Source organism: Comamonas sp. FG99 (genome assembly GCF_057808605.1).
On sequence record NZ_JBMDII010000021.1, the window covers coordinates 92,340 to 98,339 of the forward strand.

At 66.4% G+C, this 6,000-nt stretch carries 5 protein-coding genes; 2 read left to right on the forward strand and 3 right to left on the reverse strand.

Annotation, left to right across the window (positions count from 1 at the left end):
* Positions 1-221: 221 nt before the first annotated feature.
* Together ACODRX_RS15465 and ACODRX_RS15470 are read left to right on the forward strand one after the other, a co-directional pair.
* On the forward strand, positions 222-1,193 hold the full coding sequence (locus ACODRX_RS15465; protein WP_488872409.1) for a tripartite tricarboxylate transporter substrate binding protein BugE: 972 nt from the start codon (positions 222-224) through the stop codon (positions 1,191-1,193).
* A 135-nt stretch (positions 1,194-1,328) separates the two neighbouring features.
* Positions 1,329-2,309, forward strand: coding sequence for a tripartite tricarboxylate transporter substrate binding protein BugE (locus ACODRX_RS15470; protein WP_488872410.1), 981 nt, complete (start codon positions 1,329-1,331; stop codon positions 2,307-2,309).
* 322 nt (positions 2,310-2,631) lie between these two features.
* On the opposite strand, the gene ACODRX_RS15475 is transcribed toward ACODRX_RS15470, so the two are convergent.
* From ACODRX_RS15475 to ACODRX_RS15485, 3 genes are all read right to left on the reverse strand, one after another.
* A complete protein-coding gene (locus ACODRX_RS15475) occupies positions 2,632-2,979 on the reverse strand; it encodes a hypothetical protein (RefSeq protein WP_488872411.1) in 348 nt (115 codons plus the stop codon).
* Between the two features lie 142 nt (positions 2,980-3,121).
* Complete coding sequence (locus ACODRX_RS15480; RefSeq protein WP_488872412.1) at positions 3,122-4,948, reverse strand: TRAP transporter large permease; 1,827 nt, start codon at positions 4,946-4,948, stop codon at positions 3,122-3,124.
* Positions 4,949-4,970: 22 nt separating this feature from the next.
* On the reverse strand, positions 4,971-5,597 hold the full coding sequence (locus ACODRX_RS15485) for a TRAP transporter small permease subunit (RefSeq protein WP_488872413.1): 627 nt from the start codon (positions 5,595-5,597) through the stop codon (positions 4,971-4,973).
* Positions 5,598-6,000: the final 403 nt, after the last annotated feature.

Genomic DNA, 6,000 nt, shown 5'->3' on the forward strand with positions numbered 1-6,000 from the left:
ATGGGCCAGCCGTGCGACAAAGCAGACGCCGCATGGCCGAGCAGCCCGAAGGGAAAGCCGTGCGGGCGGCGCATTGCGGCGTTGCCCCTCGCTCATGTAGCTGGCTACACCGCGCTCAGGGCGCCTTGCACTGCACCGCCCGCACGGCTTTCGCCGGGGGGATTTGATTGATGACACGCCCTAGCATTGCGCGTTCGAACCCCAACCACAGGAGCTCCCCCATGATCGATCGCCGCCACTGCATGGCCCTGGCGCTGGCCTTGGCCAGCAGCGCCGCCATGGCGCAGGCCGCCTACCCGAGCAAGCCGATCCGCCTGCTCGTGCCCTTTGCCGCGGGCGGCACCACCGACATCATCGCCCGCGTCATCTCCGAGCCGCTGGCCAAGGCGCTGGGGCAGCCGGTGGTGGTGGAAAACCGCTCCGGCGGCGGCGGCACCGTGGGCGCGGCCGAGACGGCCCGCGCCCAGCCCGATGGCTATGTGCTGGGCATGGCCACCGTCTCCACCACCGCCACCAACCCGGCGGTCAACCCCAAGATGCCGTACAACGTGCAGCGCGACTTCACGCCCATCATCAACATCGCGGCCACGCCGAACGTGATCGCGGTGCATCCCAGCTTTCCGGCCAAGGACTACCAGGGCTTCATCGCCGAGCTGAAGAAGCACCCCGGCAAGTACTCGTACGCCTCGCCGGGCACCGGCAGCATCGGCCACCTGCTGATGGAGATGGTCAAGAGCGAGGAGCATGTGGACGTGCAGCATGTGCCGTACCGCGGCGCGGGCCCGGCGCTCAACGACACCGTGGCCGGGCAGGTGAACATGATCTTCGACAACCTGCCCTCGGCGCTGCCGTTCATCAAGGAAAAGCGCCTCAACGCCATCGTCGTCGCCGCGCCGCAGCGCGTGGCCGGGCTGGGCGATGTGCCCACCTTCAAGGAGGTGGGCGTGGCCGTGGCCAACCGCTCGGCCTACTACGGCCTGGTCGGGCCGCGCGGCCTGCCCAAGGAGATTGTTGACAAAGTCAACGCGGCGGTGCGCAAGGCGCTGGAGGACCCCGCGGTGCGCAAGCGCATCGAAGACACCGGCTCGGTGATCTTCGGCAACACGCCCGAGCAGTTCGCGCAGCAGATGAAGGATGAATACGTCGCCTACAAGGCGGTGGTGGACAAGCAGGGCATTACGCTGGATCAATAAATCTAGGGCTTGCCCGCAAAAGCCATGTGCGTTTCTCCGGTATAAACGCAACTCGCATCCGCGTTTCGCGGCCATGTGGCTCTGCGCTTACCCAGCGCGAGACCATGGCCGCTTTTCACAATAAGGAGATCCTTTATGCAACGCAGAAACCTGGTGGGCCTGGCCCTGATCGCCGCAGCCGCGGCCTGTGCCAGCGCCCCGGCGCTGGCCGATGCCAGCTACCCGAGCAAGCCGATCCGCCTGATCGTTCCCTTTGCTGCAGGCGGCACCACCGACATCATCGCCCGCGTGGTCGCCGACCCGCTGGGGCGCGAGCTGGGCCAGGCGGTGGTGGTCGACAACAAGGGCGGCGCCGGCGGCACGATCGGCGCGGTCGAGGCCATGCGCGCCGCGCCCGACGGCTACACGCTGAGCATCGCCACCGTCTCCACCATGGCCACCAACCCGGCCATCACGCCCAAGTTCCCGTACAACCCCGAGACGGACTTCGTGCCGATCATCAACATCGCCGGCACGCCCAACGTCATCGCGGTCAATCCCAAGTTCCCCGGGCATGACTACAAGAGCTTCGTCGCCGAGCTGAAGAAGAACCCCGGCAAGTACTCGTACGCATCCTCGGGCACCGGCGGCATCCAGCACATGCTGATGGAGCTGTACAAGAACCTGAGCGGCACCCACATGACGCACATCCCCTACCGCGGCGCGGGCCCGGCGCTCAACGACGTGGTGTCCGGCCAGGTGAGCATGAACCTCGACAACCTGCCGTCGTCGCTGCCCTTCATCAAGGACGGCCGCCTGATCCCGATCGTGGTGGCCGCACCCCAGCGCCTGGCGGTGCTGCCCAATGTGCCCACCTTCAAGGAGGTGGGGCTGGAGCCGGTGAACCGCCTGGCCTTCTACGGCTTGCTTGGCCCCAAGGGCACGCCCAAGGAGATCGTGGACAAGCTCAACGCCGCGGTCAAGAAGGTGCTGGCCGACCCGGCGGTGAAAAAGCGCATCGAAGACACCGGCTCGCTGGTGATCGCCAACACGCCCGAGCAGTTCGCCGAACAGATCAAGGCCGAGTTCGCGGTCTATAAGGACGTGGTGAAGAAGCAGAACCTGAAGCTGGAATAAGGCCGTGCCCGCGGCCGCCATTGCCGCCGCCGCTCTCTGTGCCGCCTTCCGCTGGAAGGCGTTTTTTTTATCGCCGGGCCGCCCCAAGATAAAAAAGCGCCCCTCCTGGAGGGGCAGCGACCCAACGCAGTGGGGAGCGTGGGGAGCCATTTTTATCGCCGGGCCGCCCCAAGATAAAAAAGCGCCCCTCCCGGAGGGGCAGCGACCCAACGCAGTGGGGAGCGTGGGGAGCCATTTTCATCGCCGGGCCGCCCCAAGATGAAAAAGCACCCCTCTCGGAGGGGCAGCGACCCAACGCAGTGGGGAGCGTGGGGTGTCTTTTTTACTCGTGGGCGACCGCCAGGACAAGCGCCCACGCCAGCACCGCGCCCAGCCACAGCACGGCTGCGTAGGCGGCGCGGCGCCATCCGGCCGGGGTGCCTTGCCGCTGCAGCCGCAGCCCGAGCCAGCCGGCGGCAAGAAAGCTGGCCGACCACAGCATGCCGGCCCAGATGGTCGCACTCCAGACCCAGTCGCCCTGCCAGTCGTTCAGGCTGCGGTAGAAGGGGGCCAGCACGGGGTAGGCGGCATAGTAGAGCAGCGCGCCCAGGGCGCCCATGCCGAGAAAGCCAAGGAGCAGCGCCACCGCACACGCGATCGCGGAGCGCTTGATGGCAAGAAGAAAATGCATGCCGGCGTACCTGCCTTTCCATGGTGGCCCGGTGCATTGTGTATGCCGCGCCGCTGTCGCGCAAGCGGGGCCGGGCGGCACCTGGTGTCAAAAAAGGAAAAAGCCCCGGCAAGCCGGGGCTGGGGCGAGGCCTTGGCCTGGCCTACTTGGCGGCAGGCTCGGCTGGCTGTGCCTGCTGCAGTTCCTTGGCCGGGTCGTCCGAGCCGTAGCCGCCATCGGCCGGGGCCTCGGGCTGCGGCGTGGCGGACGAGTCCTGCGCCTCGGGCGCCGCGCCGTCGGGGCTGGCCATCGGGTCGGCCGGGGTGTCGTAGCCGCCCTGGTTTTCGAGGCTATTGAGCATCTGCGCGCCCACCGCGTCCATGTTGACTTCGACCTTCTTGTCGAGGTTGCCGGTCACGATGCCCGGGAAGGCGATGAGCGTGCCCACCATCACCAGCTGGATCAGCACGAAGGGAATCGCGCCCCTGTAGATCTGCATGGTGGTGACCGGCTCGATGCGCTGGTGCGTCACCCGGTCGGTGTAGGCCTTGTCGGGCGCCACCGAGCGCAGGAAGAACAGCGCGAAGCCGAACGGCGGGTGCATGAACGAGGTCTGCATGTTCACTGCCAGCAGCACGCCGAACCAGATCAGGTCGATCCCCATCTTCTCGGCCACCGGACCGAGCAGCGGCACCACGATGAACGACAGCTCGAAGTAGTCCAGGAAGAAGGCCAGGAAGAAGATCATGATGTTGACCACGATCAGGAAGCCCACCTGGCCGCCCGGCAGGCTGGACAGCAGGTGCTCCACCCACTTCGGGCCGTCGGCCGCCTGGAAGACCATGCTGAACACGGTGGCGCCGATCATGATGAACATCACGAAGCTGGCGAGCCGGGTGGTCGAGGCCAGCGCCTGCTTGAGCAGTTGCATGTTCAGCCGCCCGCGCGCGAAGCCGATCACCAGCGCGGCCATCGCGCCCATGGCGCCGCCTTCGGTGGGCGTGGCGATGCCCAGGAAGATGGTGCCCAGCACCAGGAAGATCAGCAGCAGCGGCGGAATCAGCACGAAGGTCACGCGCTCGGCCAGGCGCGACAGCAGCCCGAGCTTGAACACGCGGTTGAGGCCGGCCAGCACAAAGGCCAGGAAGGTGCCGCCGCACATCGCGGTGACGATCTTCTCGTCGGTGGGCACCGAGGTGACTTCCGTGCCTTGCCACCAGGTGTGGATGCTGGCCAGGTGCTCGGCCAGGAAGAGGGAGACGGCGGTCGACAGGGCCATCACCACGATCAGCGAGGGATAGCCGCCGCTGCCGTTGGCTTCGCGGTAGATGCGGGCCTCGGGCGGCAGCGCGGGCACGGCCTTGGGCTTGAAGACGGCCAGCAGCGCCACCCAGACCACGTACAGGCCCATCAGCATGAAGCCGGGGATGAAGGCGCCCTTGTACATGTCGCCCACGCTCTTGCCGAGCTGGTCGGCCATCAGGATCAGCACCAGCGACGGCGGGATGATCTGCGCCAGCGTGCCGGACGCGGCAATCACGCCGCTGGCCAGCGGCCGGTCGTAGCCATAGCGCAGCATGATGGGCAGCGAGATCAGGCCCATGGAGATCACCGAGGCGGCCACCACGCCGGTGGTCGCGGCCAGCAGCGCGCCGACGAAGATCACCGCCAGCGCCAGGCCGCCGCGCACCGGGCCGAACACCTGGCCCACGGTGTCGAGCAGGTCCTCGGCCATGCCGCTGCGCTCCAGTATCAGGCCCATCAGCGTGAAGAAGGGCACGGCCAGCAGTGTGTCGTTGGCCATGATGCCGATCAGGCGCTGGGGCAGCCACGCCATCACCGACGCGGGGAACACGCCCAGCTCGATGCCGATGAAGCCGAACATCAGGCCGCAGGCGCCGAGGCTGAACGACACCGGAAAGCCGAGCAGCAGGAACGCGATCAGCCCCGCGAACATGATCGGGGCGAAGTTGGTGGTAATGAATTCCATCTTGTAGAGCTCCTGGCCGGGCTTATCGGGGGGCGGCGGGCGCGGCCTGAGCGGCTTCGGCCTGCTTCTTCTGCGCTTCGGCGCGCAGGGCCTCGGCCAGCTCTTCCTCGGCGGTCTTTTCGCCGAGCTTGCCCATGGGGTCGGGCCCCTTGCCTGCCAGGTAGGCGATGCGCTTGATCAGCTCCGACCAGCCCTGCAGCATCAGCAGCGTGACGCCGACCGGGATGGCGAACCACACGGGCCAGCGGATCAGGCCGCCGGGGTTGCCCGACATTTCGCCGGACACGTATTTCTGGATCACCTCGGGCGTGGCCAGCACCAGGATGGCGATGCACAGCGGGGTGAGGAAGAAGGCGAAGCCGAGGATGTCGATCCACACCTGGGTCTTCTTGGACAGGCGGCTGTTGACCACGTCGATGCGCACATGCTCGCGGTGCAGCAGCGTGAAGCCCGCGGCGATCAGGAACGACCAGGCGAACAGGTACCACTGCACTTCGAGGAAGGCGTTCGAGCTGGTGTCGAAGGCCTTGCGCACTATGGCGTTGGCGGCGCTGATGAAGGTGGAGGCAAAGATCAGCCAGATGGCGTATTTGCCGACGAAGGCATTGAGCCTGTCGATGGCCCTGGATAGGGCAAGAAGAGCCTGCATGGTGTCTCCAATGAATGGCTTTGATGGGGCGTTGGGCAACCGGTGGGCTGCGCTGGCGCCTGCGAAAACCTGCCGATTTTACGAATCGGTACGTTTACTGCGAAATTATGGAGAGCACTTAAGCATGAACTCGCAGGAATGCGGGTTTTTTTATCGCCGGGCCGCCCCAAGGCAAAAAGAGCCCCCTCGGGGTAATGCCGTTCACTTAGGCCAGTAAACGGCATGAGCTCCTCGGGAGCCCCCGCGTAGCGGGCAAGCGCAGGGCCATGTTTTGAGGCCAGAGGCCGGGACTCGCCCCGGCGGGCGAGGTACTTTCTTGCCGCGCAGCAAGAAAGTACCCAAAGAAACGCGCCCCGGCTATCCGTGACCCCAGCGCCTGAAGGCGCTGGGGCAAGCTGCGATG

Coding starts and splice junctions, on each gene's coding strand:
- ACODRX_RS15465 (WP_488872409.1), top strand. CDS start 222: ATGATCGATCGCCGCCACTGCATGGCCCTGGCGCTGGCCTTGGCCAGC.
- ACODRX_RS15470 (WP_488872410.1), top strand. CDS start 1,329: ATGCAACGCAGAAACCTGGTGGGCCTGGCCCTGATCGCCGCAGCCGCG.
- ACODRX_RS15475 (WP_488872411.1), bottom strand. CDS start 2,979: ATGCATTTTCTTCTTGCCATCAAGCGCTCCGCGATCGCGTGTGCGGTG.
- ACODRX_RS15480 (WP_488872412.1), bottom strand. CDS start 4,948: ATGGAATTCATTACCACCAACTTCGCCCCGATCATGTTCGCGGGGCTG.
- ACODRX_RS15485 (WP_488872413.1), bottom strand. CDS start 5,597: ATGCAGGCTCTTCTTGCCCTATCCAGGGCCATCGACAGGCTCAATGCC.